Genomic DNA, 17,055 nt, shown 5'->3' with positions numbered 1-17,055 from the left:
GAACCGCCCGCTCAGCACCACGGACACGCACCCTTCCGCCTGCCTGCTCACCGCAGAGGAGCCAGAGCCGCATGAACCGTCGTAGCTTCCTGACCGCCGCAGCGACCACCACCGCCGCAGCCACATGTGCCACCTCCCTCATCGGAACGGCCCACGCCGCCCCGAGCGGCCGGACCGACACCGAACGCCGCCTGTTGCGCGACTGGTTCGCCGCGACCCACCGCTCGATGGAGGCCATGACGACCGAACTCGGCCTGGCCGCCGACAAGATCGACGTCAGTGGCGGCGGGACGCCCGTACCGTCCGCGCAGACCTCACCGACCAACATCGGCTGCGGCCTGTGGTCCACCGTCGCGGCCGCCGGACTCGGCGTCATCTCCGCAGCCACCATGCACCGTCGCCTGGCCCGCACCGTCGCCGCCGTGGAACGCCTGGAGCGCGCACACGGGATGTGGTTCAACTGGTACGACGCGCACGACGGTGCACTGCTGACGGCCTGGCCGGAGACCGGCGACCCGATACGGCCCTTCCTGTCCAGTGTCGACAACGCGTGGCTGGTGACCGGCCTGCGGATCGCCGCGGACGCCGCCCCCGAACTACGACCCCGCATCGCCGCCCTCCTCGCCGACGCCGACTGGTCGTACTACTACACCCCCTACGACCCGGCCGACCCCGTCGCCGGTCCGGGCCAGCTGCGCGGCGGCTTCTGGCCGGACAAGCCGGGAAAGGGCGAACCCACGGGCCACCACTACGGTGCCCTCAACACCGAACCCCGGATGGCCAGTTACCTCGGGATCGCCGACGGCTCACTGCCCACCGAGCACTACTGGCACCTGCTCCGCACCATGCTGCCCGGCATGGGCCAGGAGCAGGAACCGCAGGGTGAGTACGTAGAGATCGACGGCGTACGCGTGTGGGAGGGCCACTACACCTACCGCGGCCGGGACCTCGTCCCCACCTGGGGCGGTTCCATGTTCGAGGCGCTGATGGTCCCGCTGTTCGTGCCCGAGTCCGAGTGGTCCCCGCGTTCCTGGGGCACCACCCACCGGCGTTACGTCCGCAGTCATATCGAGCACGGCCTGATCGAGGAGGACCTGGGCTACTGGGGGTTCTCCCCGGCCTCCGTACCCGCCGGCGGCTACCGGGAGTACGGCGTCGACGCCATCGGTATGCAGGAGGACGGCTACAACTCCCTGGGTGTGGTCACCCCGCACGCCTCCTTCCTCGCCCTGCCTCAGGCCCCGGCGGAGGCGCTCGCCAACCTCCGCGCCCTGGACCGTGCCTTCGGCGCCTACGACGACCGTTACGGTTTCCGCGACTCGGTCGATGTGGCGACCGGCCGCGTGAGCGACCACGTACTCGCCCTGGACCAAGGCATGATCACCGCGGCCATCGCCCAGCACCTGCGTCCCGGCCTGCTCCAGACACCGTTCCGCACGGCGGGCTTCACCTCCCGGGTGCGTCCGCTGCTGCGCAAGGAGCGGTTCTCGATCTGAGAACCCCGGTCCACGGCCCGCCCTCAACCGGTGGCGGTCAGGAATCCGCGGATGTACCCGGTTACGGTGTCCAGGTGGCTTTCGAGCAGGAAGTGGCCGCCGCCGGGTATCAGGTGGATCTCCGCGTCCGGCAGATCCCGGGCGAAGGCGCGCGCGCCGTCCGGGCCGAAGATCTCGTCGCCCGCGCCCCAGACCGCGAGAAGGGGGACCCGGCTCTCCCGGAAGTAGGCGTGCAGCTGGGGATAGAGCGGCGGATTGGTGGCGTAGTCGCCGAACAGGGCGAGCTGTACGCGGTCGTTGCCCGGTCGGTTGACCTCGCGGTGGTCGGCGGTCCAGGTGTCGGGATCGACCAGTTCGGGGCGGTCCACTCCGTGCAGGTACTGCCAGCGGATGGCGTCGAGGGAGAGGGCGGCTCGTACGGCTGGTTCGGTCTCCGGCCCCGGACTGTCCCAGTACGCCCGCACGGGCTTCCAGAAATCCGGGACGAAACCGTCCTCGTAGGCGTTGCCGTTCTGGCTGATCACCGCGGTGATCGCGTCCGGGTTGCGCAGGGCCAGCCGCCACCCGATGGGTGCGCCGTAGTCCTGGACGTACACGGCGTAGCTGTTGACGCCCAGCTGGTCCAGGAGGGCTTCGGTGATGTCGGTCAGGGAGTCGAAGGTGTAGGTGAACGCGTCCACGGGCGGAGCGTCGGAGTTGCCGAAGCCGAGGTGGTCGGGGGCGATGACATGGAACCGGTCGGCCAGCGCCGGGATGAGGTGGCGGAACATCCTCGAACTGGTGGGGAATCCATGCAGCAGCACGAGGGTGGGGGCCTCGCGGGGGCCTGCCTCGCGGTAGAAGACGCGATGTCCCCGCACTGTCGCGTACTGATGGCGGATCTCGACCATGACTAACCCCTTCGATGGTTCATGACGGTTACCCCTCGGCGTCAAGTAGACCGTGTTCGGGGTAACCTGTCAAACGTCTCAATGGAGTTAGTGGGTGAGGTGGGAGCCGTGCTGGACGATCAGGCCCTGATGCAGGCGCTGAACAGCACCCCTGTCGTGGACGGCAGACGCCAGGACCTGTGGCGTGCCGATCAGGAGCTGGACAGATGGGCGCGGGAGCACGGGGGCCGCGGCGGCGACGAGGAGCGCCAGTGGCTGCGTACAGCCCGGGACGCGCTTCAGGCGATGGCGTCGGCCACGGCGGCGGAGACCCGGCTGAGTGAGCTCCTCGCAGGCGTCCACAAGGTTCCTCGGCCCGGCGCGTCGGGCATCGAGTGGCACCTGGAGGCGCCCTCGGAACGGCGGCTCGCCGCGGAACTAGTCCTCGCGTGGGCGGACGTCAGCGAGCGTATGCCCGGCCGGCTGCGGCCGTGCGAGAACCCGGAATGCCGACTCTTCCTCCTGGACCGCAGCCGTGCCAACACCGCACGGTGGTGCTCGATGAAGACCTGCGGGAACCGGCTCAAGGCCCGTCGGCACCAGGCTCGTACACGGGAGATCTCCGGACCCGAGTAGTGCTCCGAGTCGCGGCGCGCATGAGGAACTTCGCCTCAGATGCGGCCCGGACACGTGGTCCTAGCTGTCGGCCTGGCCCCGCTCCGACCGTTCCGCCCACACCCGTGCCGCCTGCAGATCCGCTTCCTCCTGCGAGGTGCCCGCCTTCACCAGGATGATCCCGCGCGACCCGTCCGGGAACGTCACCTTCCGCATCGCTGTGCCCAACGGGCCTCCCGGTGTGGGTTCCTCCGGCATGGCGGCTCCTCTCGATGGCGAAACCCCCAGGCTAGCCGGGTCACCGCGGCAATCGGGACAACTGGGCCAGGAGCACGGGGAACCGAGCCCGTCAGGGACGGCGGTCGTCGTCCGCCGGCAGGATCAGACCGCCTTCGATCAGGCTGTCCGCGGTCGCCACGATCGTCTCGGTGACGTCTCTCGGCTGCCAGCCCAGAACCGTACGGGCCTTCTCGTTGCTGATGACGGGGATGCGGCCCCGCAGGGTCGCGGCGTCCCGCAGGGCCGGATCGGTCTTCGCCGCCTCGCGTACCTGCTCGACGGTCAGTTCCGTGGCGGGCAGCAGATCGGCAGCGGCGGGGAAGTGCCGGCGCAGGATCCCGGCCATGTCGAAGAAGCTGATCGACGGCCCGCCGACGGCGATGAAACGTTCACCCGCCGCCTTCGGGTGCAGCATGGCACGCAGATGCAGATCCACGACGTCCCGTACGTCCACGACGCCGAAGTACATGACCGGCACCACCGGCATCTGCCCGGTCAGCATGCCCTGGACCAGTCCGACGGAACCGGACGGCCGGTCGCCCAGCGGGGGACCGAAGATGCCCGTGGGGTTGATGACGGTCAGTTCGATGTCACCGTGGGTACGGGCGTAGTCCCAGGCCGCGCGCTCGGCCAGGACCTTCGACTTGTGGTAGGCGGGCAGGCCCTCGGTGTCGGGGTCGGTCCAGTCCGTCTCCGAGTAGCGGTCGTCGGGCTTCAGCGTGTACCCGACAGCGGCGTAGGAGGACGTCAGCACGACCCGCGGCACACCGGCCTCCCGGGCCGCCGCGACGACCCGCAGCGCACCTTCACGAGCGGGCCGGATCAGTTCGTCCTCCGTCTCCGGCGGCCTGACCGGGAAAGGCGAGGCGTGGTGCAGTACGTGGCCGACGCCGTCCAGGGCCGCTCCCCACCCGGCGTCCGAGCCGAGGTCCGCGACGGCGAACCCCAGCCGGTCCGCCGGATCGACCCCGGCCCGGCCCAGCGCTGCACGCACCCGCGCCTCCTGTCCCGGCTCCCGAACCGTCGCACGGACCCGGTGTCCCTCGCGCAACAGCCGGGCGATCGAGTGGCTGCCGACGAGTCCCGTACCGCCGGTGACGAGTACGGTGCCGGGTTGCTGGGGAGCGGCGTTCAAATCTCCTGCGCTCATGCTCGTCAATCCTTCAATCTTTGAGTAGATCCCTCAGCTGATCCTTGAGTTGCGCTCTTCGGGCGCAGAACCAGCATCAGAACCGGAAACTGTTCATCACGTGCAGGACGTCCTCGGCCGCCCGCTTCTCGGCGGCGGCGTCCCCGCGGACCCGTGCGTCCCACAGGTCCGCCTTGCGCCGCAGATACGTCAGACGCAGCTGAAGCTGTTCGATGTCGGCGGCCAGTACCTCGGCCTGCCCGGCGAACAGGTCCCGCTGTTCGGCCGCGGCGGAGTCCCCTCGGGCGAGCAGGTCCAGATAGCGCCGCATCCCGGTGACCGTCATCCCTGCGGAACGCAGGCAGGACAGTGCCTCGACACGGTCCGCGGTCGCGGGCCCGTACCGGCGATGGCCACTGGACTCGTCGCGGGCGACCGGGCCCAGGAGGCCGATCTTCTCGTAGTAGCGGAGCGTGGACTCGGCGAAGCCCGAGCGCCGGGCCATCTCCTGGATGGTCAGGTCCGCGGTCTGCTGTCTGGTCGCTGACATATGAGTAGCCTCCGCTACTTGAAGCGCTTCAAGTCAAACCCGCCACACCGGCCCCGCCGCGACGGCCGGCACGAAGTCCGCCACGAAGGCCCTCACGCCGGCCGTCGCGCGGACGGGAGCCGGAACGGGGCCCACGACCTCGGCATCCGGTTGAACCCGGGGCGCCCCGCGCACGTACGGACGACTGAGGGACGCGACCCGGACTCCGTGGTCCATTTCCCCCTCATTCCGTCGATCACATACTGACCGGTCGAGCATCGACCGGTCGCTCACCAACTCTTGAGGAGTTCTGATGACCACTTCGCGCCTCGGCGACTGGCTGACGTCGCGCCAGCCCTTCGTGCTGGGCCTGTTCCGTATGGTGCTCGGCCTGTTGTTCACCAGCGAGGGCGCTGCCACGGTCTTCGGGGTGCTGGACCGCAAGGCCAGTCCGACGGGCGACTGGCCCTTCTGGTACGCCGGGGTGATCGAGCTGGTGTGCGGCGTGTTGGTGCTTCTCGGGGTCGTCACCCGCGGCGCGGCGTTCCTCAGCTCGGGGATCATGGCGTTCGCGTACTTCACGGAGCACCAGCAGGACGGCCTCTTCCCGCTGCAGAACGGCGGGCTGGCCCCGGTGCTCTTCTGCTGGGGATTCCTGCTCATCGTGTTCTTCGGCCCCGGCGCCTTCGCGCTGGAACGCCTGGCAGGACGCGAGCGGGCCACGCGCCCCGTCGCCGAGCCGGTCACCGGGGGATCCCGGTGACAGAGGGGTTCTGTTGACCGCCTGACCCTTCGCGGCAGCACCTGCAAGAGCCCGCAGGGTGCTGCCGCGCCTCAGGAGGACTCGCCCGCCGGCTCCAACGCCCCCGCCCCGAGACCCAGTTCGGCCTCCGCCACGGTCCTGGCCAAGTGGGTGATCGGGGCTCCGCGCTGTTCGGCGCTGGTGTTGATGTAGGCGCTGGCCCCGTCGATAGCCACCAGGACGCGGACGGCCGTGGCCCGCGGGTCGGCGCAGACGAACTCCCCTGCTTCCGTACCGGCCGTGATCGCCCTCTCCATACGCGTGCACCACAGCAGTTCCTGCGCGATGACGTGCTCGCGCAGCCCGGGGCGGTAGCGCGAGAGGTGCCGGGCGTTGAGCCAGAGCCTGCTCACGTTGTCGAACTCGGTGCTGGACATCAGTGTGAAGAACCGCCGCAGGACCGCCCGCGCGGAGCCGTCACCGGAGTCGTCGCGGGAGTGGTCGCCGGAGCCGTCCGGCCGCTCGGGCAGCAGGGTGTCCAGGTCGGCCATGGTGGCGGCCGTGAAGGCCTCGGCCACCAGGGTGTCGGCCGCCGGGAAGTAGTGGCCGACGAGTCCGGGCCGGACGCCGAGCTCGTCGGCGACCCTGCGCAGGGTGATGCACTCCAGACCCTCGACGAGGCCGACCTGCGCGGCAGCCGCGACGATCTCGTGGCGGCGCTCCGCGGGAGCCTTGCGGACCCGCTTGCCCGGACCTCTTGACGTCATGCCGCGAATGTTATTGAGTATGCGACCAATAAGCAATTGGTCATGCGCCCAATAAGCGTTGCTGTCCGAATACCGTCGGCCGCGGTCCGAGAACCGCCCCTCGTCCGCCCCTCGTACACCCCTTGGCGTCACGCCACGACGGACCGAGGAAGGCCGGACGGCCGCCCGCACGCGCATCACCGTCAGGAAGCGTCAGGAAGTGTCAGGAGACGAACGTGGACGACCCCCGCACCGATGCCGGTGAACTCGCCGAGTACGGCTATCAGCAGGAGCTGAAACGGACCCTGTCCGCGTGGGCCGTCTTCGCGATCGGGTTCGCGACGATCTCACCCGTGGTCGGCATCTACGCCGTCGTCCAGCTGGGCTTCGTCTTCGCGGGACCCACCTGGATCTGGGCGGTCGTCGTGGCCTTCCTCGGCCAGCTGCTGGTCGCCGTGGTCTACGCCGAACTGTCCTCCCAGTTCCCGATCACGGGAGGCGTCTACCAGTGGGTGCGCCGACTGGGCGGCCCACGCCTGGGCTGGCTGGTGGGGTGGATCTACCTCGCCTCGGCCGTCGCCTCGCTGACGACCGTGGCCTACCTGGGCGCGACCTGGCTGTACATGCTGGCCGGCGACGGCGTCCCCTCGCCCGCCCTGCACGTCCTCCTCGGCGTGGTCTTCGTCGCCGTCGCGCTCGGCATCAACCTGCTCGGCGTCAACCCGGTGAAGCACTTCCTGAACGCCGGCATCATCGCCGAGGGCGTCGCCTCCATCGCGGTGAGCCTGATCCTCCTGCTCTTCGTGCGGCACAACGGTTTCGGGATCCTCTTCGAGACCCTGGGCGCGCAGGACGTCTCCGGCGGCTCCGTCACGGCCGGCCTGCTGACCTGCCTCGCGGTCGCCGGCTGGGCCTTCCTCGGCTTCGACGCGACCACGCAGGTGGCCGAGGAGACCGAACAGCCCCGCCGCAGCGTGCCCCGCGCCCTGCTGCGCGCCTACCTCTTCGTCGCCTTCACCGTCCTGCTGACCGGCCTCGCGGTGACACTCGCGCTGCGCCGCCCCGAGGACGCCGTCTCCGGCGCGATCGTCGACCCCGTCTTCGAGGCCGTGACCCAGGGCCTCGGCGGCTGGAGCGAGAAGCCGTTCATCGTCGTCGTCCTGATCGCGTTCTTCGCGTGCGCCATCTCCATCCAGACCTACATCGGCCGCGCCGTCTACGCCTTCGCCCGCGACCGCCAGCTCCCCTTCTCCACGACGCTCGCGACCGTCGGCCCCCGCCAGATCCCGTACGTCTCCCTCATCGCGACCGCCGTCCTTGCCGGGCTCGGCCTGCTGCTGGGCCTGAACGGCAACGCGGCGGCCACCCTGATCGCGTTCGGCTCCGGCGGCTTCTACTTCGTCTTCCTGGCGGTCGCGGTGGTGGCCCTCGTCGCCCGGCTCTCCGGACGCTGGAACCCCGCAGCGGGTCAGCTGCGGCTCGGCCGTACCGGGCTCGTCGTCAACGTGCTTGCCGTCCTGTGGCTGCTGTTCGAAGCGGTCAACATCGCCTGGCCGCGTACCGAACTCGCTCCCGTCGGCGGCAGCTGGATGCAGGTCTGGGCCGTGATCCTGGTCTTCTCCGCCCTGTTCGTCATCGGCCTCGTGTACGTCGTGGTCGCCAGGCCCCACACCAAGCTCGCCCCGCGTCCGGCCACCGACGGCCCGACCGCAGAAGAAGTGAAGGCGTCCTGATGCCGTCGAAGTCCTCCCCAGCTGTGTCCTCCCCAGCCGTGTCCTCCACCGCCATCGTCTTCGACCCCGAGGCGGGCCTCGGTACGCGCGAGGTCACCCTGCGCGCCGCAGGTCCCGGCGAGGTCGAGATCGAGGTCCGCGCCGCCGGTGTGTGCCACTCGGACCTGCACATCGTGTCCGGCGACTGGCCCACCGAGCGCCCGCTCGTCCTCGGGCACGAGGCGGCGGGCGTGGTCACCGGGGTCGGCGCCGGTGTCACCTCCGTGCGGCCCGGCGACCATGTGGTGCTGTCCTGGTTCGCGCCGTGCCGACGCTGCCGCAAGTGCGTGGCAGGTCAGGGCTGGCTGTGCACCGGCACCAAGGCCGTCGCCAACACCCTCCCCGACGGCACGACCCCCTTCACCGACGCCGACGGCGAGGCGGTCTGGCCCTACCTGGGCCTCGGCGCCTTCACCGACCGGCTGGTCGTCCCGGAGACGGCAGCGGTGAAGGTTCCCGACGAACTCCCCTTCGGTATCGGTGCCTTGCTCGGCTGTTCCATCACCACCGGGATCGGCGCGGTCGTGAACACCGCGGGCGTACGGCCCGGCGAGTCCGCGGTCGTCATCGGCACCGGCGGAGTCGGGCTCTCCGTGGTGATGGGCCTCGCCCTGGTCGGCGCCGACCCGATCATCGCCGTCGACCTCTCGCCCGAACGCCTCGAAGCGGCACGGAGGTTCGGCGCCACCCACACCCTCGACGGGGCGCGCGACGACGTCGCCGCCTGGTGCCAGGACCAGCTCGGAGGAGTGGACTACGCCTTCGAGGCGATCGGCAGCCCGAAGGTCGTCGAGACGCTTCCTGCCATGCTCACCTCCGGCGGCGCGGCCGTCCTCGTCGGTATGGCGGCCACCGGCGCGACCGGCTCGTTCGACCTCTTCGACCTCGCCGACCAGGGCAAACGTATCCTTGGCTGCAATTATGGTTCCAGCGTCGGCGAGCTGGACATCCCGAAGCTGGCCCGTCTCCACCTCGCCGGGCGCCTGCCGCTGGACGACCTGATCGGGAAGGTCCGCCCCCTGAAGGAGGCACCGCTCGCGTTCGACGACCTCCGGTCCAACACCGGGGTGCGGACGATCCTCGAACCATGACGGTACGGCCGGCCCGTGACACGCGGGCCGGCCGCAGCCCACCACCCCGACCGCCCCTCACCACGCAGCACCTGGAGAAGAGCATGTACGCCGTCACGGACCCGGCCACCGCAGAGGTCGTCGAGACCTACCCGACCGCCACCGACTCCCAGGTCGTGGCCGCTGTCGACACCGCCCACACCGCTGCAGTGTGGGGCCGCTCCAGTACGGTCGCCGAGCGGGCCGCGCTGCTGCGCAGGCTCGGTGACCTGCACGCCGAGCACCAGGACGAACTGGCCGCGAGCATCGTCCGCGAGATGGGCAAGCCCCTCGCGGAGGCGGAGGGCGAGGTCGGTTTCTGCACCGAGATCTACCACTACTACGCCGACCACGCCGAGGAGTTCCTCGCCGACGAACCGCTCGACGTGACGTCCGGAGCGGGCAGTGCCGTCATCCGGCGCAGCCCGGTGGGTGTCCTGCTCGGCATCATGCCGTGGAACTTCCCCGCCTATCAGGTCGCCCGCTTCGCCGCCCCGAACCTGGCGATCGGCAACACCATCGTCCTCAAGCATGCCCCGCAGTGCCCCGCCACCGCCGCGCTGCTGGAGAAGCTGTTCGCCGAGGCGGGCTTCCCGACCGGGGCGTACGTCAACGTCTACGCGACCAACGAGCAGGTCGCCGACGTGATCGCCGACCCGCGCGTCCAGGGTGTCTCGCTCACCGGCTCGGAGAGGGCGGGCTCCGCCGTCGCCGAGATCGCCGGCCGACACCTGAAGAAGGTCGTCCTCGAACTCGGCGGCTCCGACCCGTTCGTCGTCCTGTCCACCGACGACCTCGACGCCGTCGTCGACTCCGCCGTCGCCGCCCGGCTCGACAACACCGGCCAGGCCTGCAACGCGGCCAAGCGTTTCGTGGTCGTCGAGAGCCTGTACGAGGAGTTCGTCGACAAGTTCGGCGCACGGCTCCTCGCCGGGGAGACGGGCGCGCCCCTGTCGTCCGTGGCCGCCGCCGAGAACCTCGCCCGCCAGGTCGACGCGGCCGTCGCCGAGGGCGCGACCCTGCACAGCACCGGCCGGCGCGAAGGGGCCCACTTCCCGGCCGGTGTCCTCACCGGACTCACCACCGAGGACACCGCGGCCCGCCAGGAACTGTTCGGCCCGGTCGCCATGGTCTTCAAGGCCGCCGACGAGGACGACGCCGTCCGTATCGCCAACGACACCCCGTACGGCCTCGGCTCCTATGTCTTCACCACCGACCCGGCCCAGGCCGCGCGGGTCGCCGACCGGATCGAGGCCGGCATGGTCTTCGTCAACGGTGTCGGTGCCGAGGGCGCCGAACTGCCCTTCGGCGGCATCAAGCGTTCGGGCTTCGGACGCGAACTGGGCCGTCCGGGCATCGAGGAGTTCGTCAACAAGAAGCTGATCCGCACGGTGGCGTAGCCGACCGCGACCGGTGAACCGTGACGGGAGGGCGGCGGCCTTCGGTGAAGAAGCGCCGTCCTCCCGTCACGCGCCGATCATGTTGTAGCCGCCGTCGGCGATCAGGAAGCCGCCGGTGATGTGGTGCGCGTCCGCCGTGGCCAGGAACAGCGCGGCCCCCGCCAGCTCCTCCGGGCCGGGGATGCGCCCCATCGGAGTCGCCTTGCGCAGCTGCTCCCCGCGCCCGTTCTTCCAGTCCTCGCGACCCAGCGTCGCGGTCGTCTCGATGAACCCGGGCGCGAAGACGTTGACCCGGACGGCGGGGGCGAAGGCCTGCGCGTACGACTTCGTCAAGCCGATGATCCCGTACTTCGCGGCAGCGTACTGAGGGGCCCGCGCGCTGCCCCGCGCCACCACCGTCGACCCGATGTTGACGATCGAGCCGCCTCCCTCCTGCTCCAGCATCCGCGTGCCGAACTCGTGCGTGCACAGCAGCGTGCCCTTGATGTCGACCGCGAGGACATGGTCGACGGACTCCTCGGTGAGGTCCCGCCAGGACATCTGCTCGCGGGCCACGTCACCGACGTTGTTGACCGCCACGTCGAGCCGGCCGAACGCCTCCCACACCTCGTCCGCCATCCGCCGGATCTGCTCGTGCTCGGCTATGTCGGCCTGGACGAGCACCGCTTTGCGGCCCAGCGCGGTCACGCGCTCGGCGGTGGCCGCCGCGCCCGCCCGCGAACTGCGGTAGTGGATCGCGACATCGGCACCCTCCTGGGCGGCCCGGACGGCGATCTCGGCACCGAATCCGGTACCGGCGCCGGTGACGAGCACGGTCTTGTCGGTGAATCGCTGGGAGGTGGTCACGATGGCTCCTTGGGGTGTCGCGCGGATGGGGTGACGAGTGGGCGCGGTATCGCATCGGGGACGTGACTTCACGAGTGCGGGCGGTCGGGTGACCTGTGCGTCAGACGAGGGTCCGGCCGCCGTCCGCGTACAGCACCTGTCCGGTGATGAAAGCGGCCTCGGCGGAGGAGAGGAACAGGACGGGACCGACCAGATCCTCCGGGCGGCCCAGTCGTCCGGCGGGCACCAGCGCCTCCATCGACGCCCGCATGCCCGGCTCGGCGAGGTAGGCGCGGGTCAGGTCGGTCTCGGTGTAGCCGGGGGCGACCGCGTTGACGGTGACACCGTGGGGCGCCCACTCCCGGGCCATGACCCGCATGAGCTGGTTGATGCCGCCCTTGGTCGCCGCGTACGGCGCGTGGTCGCGGTGGGCCAGCAGTCCGGAGACGGAGGAGAGGTAGACGACGCGGCCGTGGCCGCCTGGAACCATGACGTTGCCGACGGCCCGGCCCAGCCAGAAGCCGCTGCTGAGGTTGATGGCGACGAGGCGTTCCCAGACCTCGTCGGGCGTCTCCAGGACGGGCCTGCGGTCGTTGGTGCCGACGGCGTGCACGAACACGTCGAGACCGCCCAGGAATCCGACGGCGTCCGTGACCGCGTCATGGCAGGCGTCGGCGGAGGTGAGGTCGACGCTCAGGCCGCGCACGGTGCCGCCGGCGCCGAGTGAACCGCCCGTACCGCCGGCATCCCTGGTACCGCCCGTGCGTGTGACCTCGGCCAGTTGTCCGGCGTCCCGGTCCAGCACGACCACGTCCGCGCCCGCGTCCGCCAGGGCGTCGATCACGGCGGAGCCGATCCCGCCCGCACCGGCCACGAGCGCGCGGGTGCCGGTGAAGTTCCACGTCGTCTTCATGCTCCGGACCGTAATCGACCTTCGTTCAATGTGTCCACACTTGACACCACTGTTGACGTCAACACCGAAATAATGGAGGCTGAGTGTCGACAGTTACGAGGAGGTCAGATGAAACTGGTGACGTTCGACGACGGACTCGTGGGCCGCCTGGACGGCGACACGGTGATCGAGCTGGACGTTCCGTCGACCCGGGTGTTCTTCGAGCGTGACGGTCAGGTCGCCGAGACCGGGCGGACGTATCCACTCGCGGACGTCCGGCTGCGCGCCCCGATCGTGCCCAGGAAGTTCTTCCACACGGCCGGCAACTTCCGGGAGCACCACGAGGACCTGGTACGGGTCGACTGGTCGCACCCGGTCAACAAGGGCATCGTGTTCTTCCAGAACGTGGACGCGATCATCGGCCACGACGAGTCGATCGTGTACCCCGCCAACCTGACCCAGGAGCTGGACTACGAGCTCGAACTCGCCGTCGTCATCGGCAGACCGGGCAAGTTCTTCACCGCCGAGCAGGCCCTCGAACACATCGGCGGCTATCTGGTCTTCAACGACATCACCGCGCGCGACATCCAGCGCAAGGAGATGGAGTCAGGTGTCTTCTCCTTCTCCAAGGCCATCGACACCTTCTGCCCGATCGGCCCCTACATCGTGACCGCGGACGAGATCGGCGACCCGCACGACCTCGACATGGAACTGCGTGTCAACGGCGACATACGGCAGAAGTCGAACACCTCCCGGATGTCGGTGTCGATCCCTCAACTGGTCGCCTACCACTCACCGCAGACCTACAGCGCGGGCGACATCATCACCACGGGCACCATCGCCGGAGTCGCGGCGAGCACCGAGGACCCCTTCGCCAACTACCTCAGGCCCGGGGACGTGGTCGAGGCCGAGATCGAGCGCCTGGGCGTGCTGCGCAACCGGGTCGTCTCCTGGCAGGACGCGTACGGCACGCCCGAGCCGCCCGCGGAACAGTGGGTGTGAGGCCATGCGGATCGCCAACCTCGCGGGTCGACTCGCCCTGTTGACCGGCGAGGGCGGTGACGGCAGCGGAGCCGGTGGCGCCGTCGACGTGTCTGTCGGCGGCTTCGATTCCGACCCGGCCGCCCTCTTCGACCAGTGGGACGCCCTGCTGCGCTGGTCCGCCGGCGTCGACCCGGCTACGGCCGTCCCGTACAAGGAGTCCGACCTGCGCGCACCCGTCCCCGAGCCGCGCCAGATCTTCGCCGTCGCCCTCAACTACCGCCCGCACACGGCGGAAGCGGGGTACGAGGAGCCGGCCGAGCCACTGGTGTTCACCAAGTTCCCCAGCTGCCTCACCGGCCCGTACGACACCGTCGACCTGCCGCCCGGTCATGTCGACTGGGAGCTGGAGATGGTCGCCGTCATCGGCCGCGACGCCTACCGGGTGCCGGAGGGGGACGGCTGGGACCCGGTCGTCGCGCTCACCGTGGGACAGGACCTGTCCGAGCGGATCGTCCAACTCGCCGGCCGCCCAGCCCAGTTCTCGCTCGGCAAGTCCTTCCCCGGCTTCGGCCCGGTGGGGCCCGCCCTGGTCGGTGTCGACGAACCGGCCGACCGCGACGACCTGGAACTGACCTGTGAACTGAACGGGGAGAGAGTGCAGCACGACCGCACCTCGAACATGATCTTCCCGGTGCCACGGCTGGTCGCCCACCTCAGCGCGATCTGCCCGCTGCGCCCCGGCGACCTGATCTTCACCGGAACCCCCGCGGGCGTCGGCAACCGCCGCACCCCCCAGCGCTTCATAGGTCCCGGTGACACCCTGGTCAGCAGAATCGGCGGGCTGGGCGAGATGCGGCACACCTTCAGGAGCGCACCATGAGCGACGACAGGACGAGCGACAGGACGAGTGCCAGGACGAGTGCCAGGACCGGCAACTGGACCGGCGACAGGATCAGTGACGGCACCGTTTTCACCGGAGTCCGGGTCTTCGACGGAACGGGGCGGGACCCCTTCCCCGCCGAGGTCCTCGTCGAGGGCGAGCGCATCACCGCCGTCGCCTCCCGGATCCCGGCCACCGGCCGGGCCGGGGCGCGGATCGTGGACGGCGGTGGCGGCACCCTGATCCCCGGCCTGGTCGACTCCCACACCCACCTCGGTTTCGGTTCCACCGTCGAGCACCGCTCCCGCCGCCGGGACGAGCCCGACGAGGAGAAGGCCCTGCTGGTGGCGCACGCGGGCCGCGTCCTGCTGGACCAGGGCTTCACCAGCGCGTACTCCGGGGGCAACCGTCTGCCGCGTACCGAGACGGCCGCCCGCAAGGCGTTCGACGAGGGATGGATGCCGGGACCGCGCTTCAAGGCGGCCTCCTGGGAAGGCACCGCAGGGATGGTCGAACCGGGGGTGTACGACTTCCCGGGCATCGAAGGCCGGGCCTCCGACCCCGAGTCGGTGAGCCGTTTCGTCGGGGAGATGGCGGACCTGGGTGTCGACATCGTCAAGTTGTCGCTGTCGGGCGAGAGCGCCGTGGTCCAGGGCACCTCACGGATCGTGCAGTTCACCGAGGAGGAGGTCGCGGCGGCCGCGGCGGCCGCCCGTGAGCGCGGCGTGTGGCTGACGGCCCACGCCCACGCGGCCGAGTCGATCAAAATGGCCGTACGCCACGGCATCCGCGCGGTCTACCACTGCACCTTCGCCGACGAGGAAGCCCTCGATCTGCTGGAGGCGGCGCGCGACCGGCTGTTCGTGGCGCCGACCCCCGGCATCATCCACGCCAACCTGCACGAGGCCGACAGCGAGCCCGAGCCCGGCATGGAGGTCGAGGCCACGCACAAGGCGGTCCGGGAGGTCGTCCCCGAACTCGTCCGGCGCGGGATCCGAGTCGTCCCGGGCGGCGACTACGGCTTCGCCTGGAACCCGGTCGGCCGCAACGCCCGGGACCTGCAACTCTTCGTCGACTGGTTCGGCTTCACCCCGGCCGAGGCACTGCGCGCGGCCACCGGGTACGGCGGCCAGGTGATGGGCATGGGCGACGAACTCGGCCTGATCAGGGAAGGGTTCCTCGCCGACCTGGTCCTGGTCGACGGCGATCCGCTGGCCGACATCAGCATCCTCCAGGACCGTCACCGACTCCTGGCGATCATGAAGAACGGCTCGCTGTACAAGGCACCGGCGTGAGCGGCTCGCGGGGCAGCGAGCCCCGGGTGAAGGAGACGGCCGCAGGCGCCGCGCGGGTACGGGCCGGAGGCGCCGGCGCCCCCAGGGCGCGCACCGGCGCCGGACGGCTGGTGGGGGAGTGGGACGGCCAGGTCGCCGTCTTCCGAGGCATCCCCTTCGCCGCACCCCCCGTCGGCGACCTGCGCTGGCGGCCACCCCGGCCCCCATCCTCCTGGGACGGCGAGCGAAGGGCCGAGACGTTCGGCCCGGCGCCCCTGCAGCCGCAGCCGCCCAGCGACTCGGTCATGTACCGCACCAACTTCGCCGACCGGCGCGCGCTGGTGATGAGCGAGGACTGCCTCCACCTCAATGTGTGGACACCCGATCCGGCGCCGAGCGCGGGTGGTCTGCCCGTCATGGTGTGGATCCACGGCGGCGGCAACCGCTACGGACACGGCTCCCAGGACATCCACGACGGCCGCGCCCTCGCCGGCCGGGGCCTCGTGTTCGTCACCCTCAACCACCGGCTCGGCGCCCTCGGCTTCCTCGCCCACCCCGGCCTGGCCGCCGAGGACGACCTGGACGCCTCCGGGAACTACGGCCTCCTCGACATCGCCGCCGCCCTCACCTGGGTCCGTACACACATCGCGGCCTTCGGCGGCGACCCCGACCGGGTCACCCTCGCGGGCAACTCCGCGGGCGCCGCCCACATCTGCCACCTGATGGCCGCGCCGGCGGCCCGTCCCCTGTTCCGGGCGGCCCTCGGACAGAGTGCTTCAGGCGTCGGCCGGGCGGAGGGTCCGCTGCCCGGGCAGGACGAGGCCCAGAAACGGGGACTGGCCTACGCGGAAGAGTTCGGCGGCCGGGACATCGACGGGCTGCGCCGGATCTCCGGAGTGGAACTCGTCGTGCGCGGTCAGTTCGGGCCCGTCGTCGACGGCAGGATCCTCACCGAACCGACCGACGACGTCTTCGACACGGGTCGCCAGCACCGGGTCCCGCTGCTGGTGGGCACCAACCGCGACGAGGGCACGGTGTACGCCTCCGCGGCCCAGCGTTCCGACGCCGGGGCCGTGGGCGACGCCCGGTTCGTGGGACCCGTGTGGCAGTGGGCGAGGGCCCACGCCGCCACGGGTACGCCGACGTGGATGTACCGGTTCGACCGGCGGCCTCCGCTGCCGCCGGGCTTGGCCGAGCAGGCCACCATGGTTGACCTGGGCGTCTACCACACCGCCGAACTCCCTTACGTACTCGACAACCTTGACCGGCGGCCCGACTGGCCCTGGGAGGACACCGACCGGCGCCTGGCCGCGCTGATGGCCGACACCTGGGCGCGCTTCGTCACCACGGGTGATCCGGGTGATCCGGGTGATCCGGGTGATCGGGGTGGTGCGAGTGGTGCGGACCTGCCGCCCTGGCCCCGGTTCACCGGCCCCGACACCTCACCCGCCCTGTTCTTCGGCGACACCGTGCGCCAGGACGTCCTGCGTCGGCCCGCCCCGCCCACGTGACGG

17 protein-coding genes are annotated in these 17,055 nt (G+C 70.5%); 10 read left to right on the top strand and 7 right to left on the bottom strand.

Annotated elements, in window-relative coordinates; genetic code table 11:
• The first annotated feature begins 71 nt into the window (after window positions 1-71).
• Window positions 72-1,496, top strand: coding sequence for a glucoamylase family protein (locus C6Y14_RS02425; RefSeq protein WP_107014728.1), 1,425 nt, complete (start codon window positions 72-74; stop codon window positions 1,494-1,496).
• Between the two features lie 23 nt (window positions 1,497-1,519).
• Here C6Y14_RS02425 and C6Y14_RS02420 read toward each other — a convergent pair whose 3' ends face one another.
• Complete coding sequence (locus C6Y14_RS02420; protein ID WP_107014727.1) at window positions 1,520-2,386, bottom strand: alpha/beta fold hydrolase; 867 nt, start codon at window positions 2,384-2,386, stop codon at window positions 1,520-1,522.
• A gap of 108 nt (window positions 2,387-2,494) precedes the next feature.
• Between C6Y14_RS02420 and C6Y14_RS02415 the strand changes: the two genes are divergently transcribed.
• Window positions 2,495-3,001 carry a CGNR zinc finger domain-containing protein gene (locus C6Y14_RS02415; protein WP_107015154.1) on the top strand — a complete coding sequence of 169 codons (507 nt, stop codon included), beginning with the start codon at window positions 2,495-2,497 and terminating at the stop codon, window positions 2,999-3,001.
• 60 nt (window positions 3,002-3,061) lie between these two features.
• Here C6Y14_RS02415 and C6Y14_RS44430 read toward each other — a convergent pair whose 3' ends face one another.
• The 3 genes from C6Y14_RS44430 to C6Y14_RS02405 all read right to left on the bottom strand — a co-directional run bounded on the left by C6Y14_RS44430 (window position 3,062) and on the right by C6Y14_RS02405 (window position 4,938).
• On the bottom strand, window positions 3,062-3,238 hold the full coding sequence (locus tag C6Y14_RS44430) for a hypothetical protein (RefSeq protein ID WP_199854599.1): 177 nt from the start codon (window positions 3,236-3,238) through the stop codon (window positions 3,062-3,064).
• A 91-nt stretch (window positions 3,239-3,329) separates the two neighbouring features.
• On the bottom strand, window positions 3,330-4,409 hold the full coding sequence (locus tag C6Y14_RS02410) for an NAD-dependent epimerase/dehydratase family protein (RefSeq protein ID WP_107014726.1): 1,080 nt from the start codon (window positions 4,407-4,409) through the stop codon (window positions 3,330-3,332).
• Window positions 4,410-4,485: 76 nt separating this feature from the next.
• Complete coding sequence (locus C6Y14_RS02405) at window positions 4,486-4,938, bottom strand: MerR family transcriptional regulator (RefSeq protein WP_107014725.1); 453 nt, start codon at window positions 4,936-4,938, stop codon at window positions 4,486-4,488.
• A 292-nt stretch (window positions 4,939-5,230) separates the two neighbouring features.
• Here C6Y14_RS02405 and C6Y14_RS02395 point away from each other — a divergent pair, with 292 nt between their 5' ends.
• Window positions 5,231-5,680 carry a DoxX family protein gene (locus C6Y14_RS02395; protein ID WP_107014723.1) on the top strand — a complete coding sequence of 150 codons (450 nt, stop codon included), beginning with the start codon at window positions 5,231-5,233 and terminating at the stop codon, window positions 5,678-5,680.
• A 71-nt stretch (window positions 5,681-5,751) separates the two neighbouring features.
• Here the strand turns inward: C6Y14_RS02395 and C6Y14_RS02390 are convergent, their stop codons facing one another.
• Complete coding sequence (locus tag C6Y14_RS02390) at window positions 5,752-6,426, bottom strand: TetR/AcrR family transcriptional regulator (RefSeq protein WP_107014722.1); 675 nt, start codon at window positions 6,424-6,426, stop codon at window positions 5,752-5,754.
• A 215-nt stretch (window positions 6,427-6,641) separates the two neighbouring features.
• Between C6Y14_RS02390 and C6Y14_RS02385 the strand changes: the two genes are divergently transcribed.
• The 3 genes from C6Y14_RS02385 to C6Y14_RS02375 all read left to right on the top strand — a co-directional run bounded on the left by C6Y14_RS02385 (window position 6,642) and on the right by C6Y14_RS02375 (window position 10,686).
• Window positions 6,642-8,138, top strand: coding sequence for an APC family permease (locus tag C6Y14_RS02385; protein ID WP_107014721.1), 1,497 nt, complete (start codon window positions 6,642-6,644; stop codon window positions 8,136-8,138).
• Between the two features lie 38 nt (window positions 8,139-8,176).
• Window positions 8,177-9,268, top strand: a complete 1,092-nt coding sequence (locus tag C6Y14_RS02380) for an alcohol dehydrogenase catalytic domain-containing protein (protein WP_107015153.1) — start codon at window positions 8,177-8,179, stop codon at window positions 9,266-9,268.
• Window positions 9,269-9,351: 83 nt separating this feature from the next.
• Window positions 9,352-10,686 carry an NAD-dependent succinate-semialdehyde dehydrogenase gene (locus tag C6Y14_RS02375; protein ID WP_107014720.1) on the top strand — a complete coding sequence of 445 codons (1,335 nt, stop codon included), beginning with the start codon at window positions 9,352-9,354 and terminating at the stop codon, window positions 10,684-10,686.
• A 66-nt stretch (window positions 10,687-10,752) separates the two neighbouring features.
• Here C6Y14_RS02375 and C6Y14_RS02370 read toward each other — a convergent pair whose 3' ends face one another.
• Window positions 10,753-11,532, bottom strand: coding sequence for an SDR family NAD(P)-dependent oxidoreductase (locus tag C6Y14_RS02370; protein WP_107014719.1), 780 nt, complete (start codon window positions 11,530-11,532; stop codon window positions 10,753-10,755).
• Between the two features lie 100 nt (window positions 11,533-11,632).
• Complete coding sequence (locus tag C6Y14_RS02365) at window positions 11,633-12,424, bottom strand: SDR family NAD(P)-dependent oxidoreductase (RefSeq protein ID WP_107014718.1); 792 nt, start codon at window positions 12,422-12,424, stop codon at window positions 11,633-11,635.
• A 108-nt stretch (window positions 12,425-12,532) separates the two neighbouring features.
• Between C6Y14_RS02365 and C6Y14_RS02360 the strand changes: the two genes are divergently transcribed.
• The 4 genes from C6Y14_RS02360 to C6Y14_RS02345 are packed head-to-tail and all read left to right on the top strand — an operon-like array spanning window position 12,533 to window position 17,052.
• The gene (locus C6Y14_RS02360; protein ID WP_107014717.1) at window positions 12,533-13,405 is read left to right on the top strand and encodes a fumarylacetoacetate hydrolase family protein; all 873 of its coding nucleotides are present in this window, start codon (window positions 12,533-12,535) and stop codon (window positions 13,403-13,405) included.
• A gap of 4 nt (window positions 13,406-13,409) precedes the next feature.
• Window positions 13,410-14,267 carry a fumarylacetoacetate hydrolase family protein gene (locus tag C6Y14_RS02355; RefSeq protein WP_107014716.1) on the top strand — a complete coding sequence of 286 codons (858 nt, stop codon included), beginning with the start codon at window positions 13,410-13,412 and terminating at the stop codon, window positions 14,265-14,267.
• Window positions 14,264-15,562 (top strand): amidohydrolase family protein, encoded by a 1,299-nt coding sequence (locus C6Y14_RS02350; RefSeq protein WP_107014715.1) that lies wholly within the window; start codon window positions 14,264-14,266, stop codon window positions 15,560-15,562. The genes C6Y14_RS02355 and C6Y14_RS02350 overlap by 4 nt, the downstream gene beginning before the upstream one ends.
• Window positions 15,559-17,052 (top strand): carboxylesterase/lipase family protein, encoded by a 1,494-nt coding sequence (locus C6Y14_RS02345; protein ID WP_107014714.1) that lies wholly within the window; start codon window positions 15,559-15,561, stop codon window positions 17,050-17,052. Before C6Y14_RS02350 ends, C6Y14_RS02345 begins: the two co-directional genes overlap by 4 nt.
• Window positions 17,053-17,055 lie beyond the last annotated feature (3 nt).

The sequence above is a fragment of the Streptomyces dioscori genome, assembly GCF_003024195.1.
Taxonomy (GTDB): Bacteria; Actinomycetota; Actinomycetes; order Streptomycetales; family Streptomycetaceae; genus Streptomyces; species Streptomyces dioscori.
The sequence above is the reverse complement of the archived record's forward strand: the minus strand, read 5'-3'. Positions and strand labels throughout refer to the sequence as shown.